The organism is Xanthomonas cucurbitae, assembly GCF_002939885.1.
GTDB classification, from domain to species: Bacteria; Pseudomonadota; Gammaproteobacteria; order Xanthomonadales; family Xanthomonadaceae; genus Xanthomonas; species Xanthomonas cucurbitae.
In genome coordinates this window covers 1-2,149 of sequence record NZ_MDED01000095.1, presented here as the reverse complement: position 1 = coordinate 2,149, position 2,149 = coordinate 1, and the positions used below count along the sequence as shown (strand labels likewise).

Here is a 2,149-nt window from a genome sequence, read left to right as displayed (position 1 = left end):
CGCGACGCTGCGCTGGACAATCGCCGTAGAAATTGCAGTGACATTACTTGGAACGATGTCTCCGCACCTTCGCATTTAATGACACAGTAGGATTAATAAGGATAGTTATGAAATTGAATGAGTCGCAAGACGGCAAGTCCAAGCAGCTCAAAGCTGCGATCAGGCGAACCATTTATCTGACCTTGGTGCTAGCAGGGGTTGCCAGCGTCTTATCGCCATTGGCAACAGCCTCCGATACTGAGGGGACCACGACAATGCCGCCCGTCGAAGTTCCGCCTCCCTACATCCCGCCGCCGATTGAAAATCCGACACCACCTTACTATCCAGATCCGGGCGACGGCGGCGGTGACAATGGTGGTGGTGGTGGCGGTAGTGGGGAGGATCCGGAAGTGGTTTGCGCAAACCTGAGGGCAACGAAGCCTGCGATGTGCCCCAACCCAATACCGCTTCCATCTGGCGCGACCTACGCCCAAGACAAATTGCCCGGGGCTAGCATTAATGGAAAATCTACTGTGCTGATGGCTATTGGCTATTCGCAAGGTAGAGCATTTGGCCCCAATGGAACGACCGCTGCACCCAATGTTACGGCAGCATGGCTGATGGACTTTGTTTTAAAAAAACAGACGGAAAATTATGCAAATCCCGGCATGTCTTTTAAGGACGCGACCAAGATTTTTCGAGACGACATAAAGCAAGTCTGCGAGTTGGAGAGTATTGAGTCTAGCAAGTATCGAATTCCTGGCCAACTGACCGTCCCTGAGTATTATTGCTTCGAGATTATGAAGGCGCTTGATATTGAAGCAGACGACCAGATGAATTTCGTGCAGTTTTTCATCGATTGGTCCAAGCGCTATGCAGTTAATCTTGAAAGCTATGTGCCAGGAGCAGTGATAAGCTCAGGGAGCTTGGATAACTCTATTGGCGTCAAATGGAAAGTCACATCTGCTGACGGTGCATGCTCAGCATGGTGGACCAACTTCCAGCAGAATCAGTGCAGTCTATAATGGATAGAACTATGAAAGCCAAAATGATCTTGTCCATGGCACTGCTTTCCGGCGCGCTTGCTGCGTGTGGAAAAGCCGACAAGCCAGCGGAAGACACCAATACAGCGGCTTCGCAGGCTGAAACGTCTGCGACGGCAAATCCCGACCACAGCGCAGCTGTGAATGGAGCGCAGCAGACGGCAAAGCTAGAACAGCCTAGCGGCGTGCAAGATGCTAAGCAGTATTTGTGTCAAGGTGGCGGGAGTGCCTGCAAGGCAAGTGGCCCGCTGGTGGCTAACTCGGATGCCGAGGCAAAGTGGCTTTTGTCTAACGGCTATCCGACTGAGGCCGAACTTGCACGACTGGACAAACTGTCTTTGGATCAGCTGAAAGCAGAGTCGCAGGCAGGCAACAAGGCCGCAACTGTCATCTATGGAAAGAAAACGGCAACGAGTGGCCACTTCCAGGAGGGGCTTGGCATTTTGAGGAATGCAGCATCCTCTGGAAACTTGTATTCGTATTATGGTCTATCGGATATCTATGCCAGCGAGACAAAAGATAAAAACCTGATCGATAGTGCCGCGTATCTACGCCTGGCCTATCTGTTGGGCGATGGCAAAGCGTCTGCTGACATTGCTCTGAGAGGGTTGAGTAGCGTCGAAAGTGTGGCTGCTGATGAGCGTGCAGCTTCGCTTTATAAAACATTCTCAAAATATCAACGTCCGTCTCCAAGGCCTGTTGAGTAAATGGTTTAACGAATAAACAGAAATGAGGAGGTTTCGCCTCCTCATTTCTGTGTGAGTTTAAGTTGTGATACTACGCATTTGCGCTTATCTGGCGTTCGTCAAGGATGGCTTTGAGCATGTTCGCTGAGAGAAGCTCTCTGAATACTGTGTAGAACTGCCAGACGCACCACAATGCGAAAAGAAAGCCTGCCAGTGAAACAACTCGTTGCTTAGGCACTTCTTTTGCAAGATGGGTTTTTAGAGCGGGATCAGTCCAGACCTGGCAAAGAATTTCCTGATTAGCCCCATTCCTCAGCCGGTAGTTGCAGGATTTGCGACGGGTCGGCTAGACAATGGCCCCACTTGAAGGCAACGGAGGTGGGGCATGGGTATCAACATCGTGCAGTTTCAGCCTGGATTGTCGATGACAGAGTTCGTGGA

General features: G+C 50.9%; 3 protein-coding genes and 1 pseudogene. 3 read left to right on the top strand and 1 reads right to left on the bottom strand.

Annotated features, from left to right (window positions below):
- The first annotated feature begins 107 nt into the window (after nt 1-107).
- Together XcuCFBP2542_RS20200 and XcuCFBP2542_RS18805 are read left to right on the top strand one after the other, a co-directional pair.
- Nucleotides 108-1,004, top strand: coding sequence for a hypothetical protein (locus tag XcuCFBP2542_RS20200; RefSeq protein ID WP_223214413.1), 897 nt, complete (start codon nt 108-110; stop codon nt 1,002-1,004).
- 11 nt (nt 1,005-1,015) lie between these two features.
- The gene (locus XcuCFBP2542_RS18805; RefSeq protein WP_223214414.1) at nt 1,016-1,729 is read left to right on the top strand and encodes a hypothetical protein; all 714 of its coding nucleotides are present in this window, start codon (nt 1,016-1,018) and stop codon (nt 1,727-1,729) included.
- Nucleotides 1,730-1,799: 70 nt separating this feature from the next.
- Here XcuCFBP2542_RS18805 and XcuCFBP2542_RS20195 read toward each other — a convergent pair whose 3' ends face one another.
- Complete coding sequence (locus XcuCFBP2542_RS20195; protein WP_249027696.1) at nt 1,800-2,000, bottom strand: DUF6216 family protein; 201 nt, start codon at nt 1,998-2,000, stop codon at nt 1,800-1,802.
- Nucleotides 2,001-2,003: 3 nt separating this feature from the next.
- On the opposite strand from XcuCFBP2542_RS20195, the pseudogene XcuCFBP2542_RS20190 reads away from it, so the two are divergent.
- Nucleotides 2,004-2,149: pseudogene (locus XcuCFBP2542_RS20190) on the top strand (DDE transposase); the annotation flags it as partial.

Coding starts and splice junctions, on each gene's coding strand:
- XcuCFBP2542_RS20200 (WP_223214413.1), top strand. CDS start 108: ATGAAATTGAATGAGTCGCAAGACGGCAAGTCCAAGCAGCTCAAAGCT.
- XcuCFBP2542_RS18805 (WP_223214414.1), top strand. CDS start 1,016: ATGAAAGCCAAAATGATCTTGTCCATGGCACTGCTTTCCGGCGCGCTT.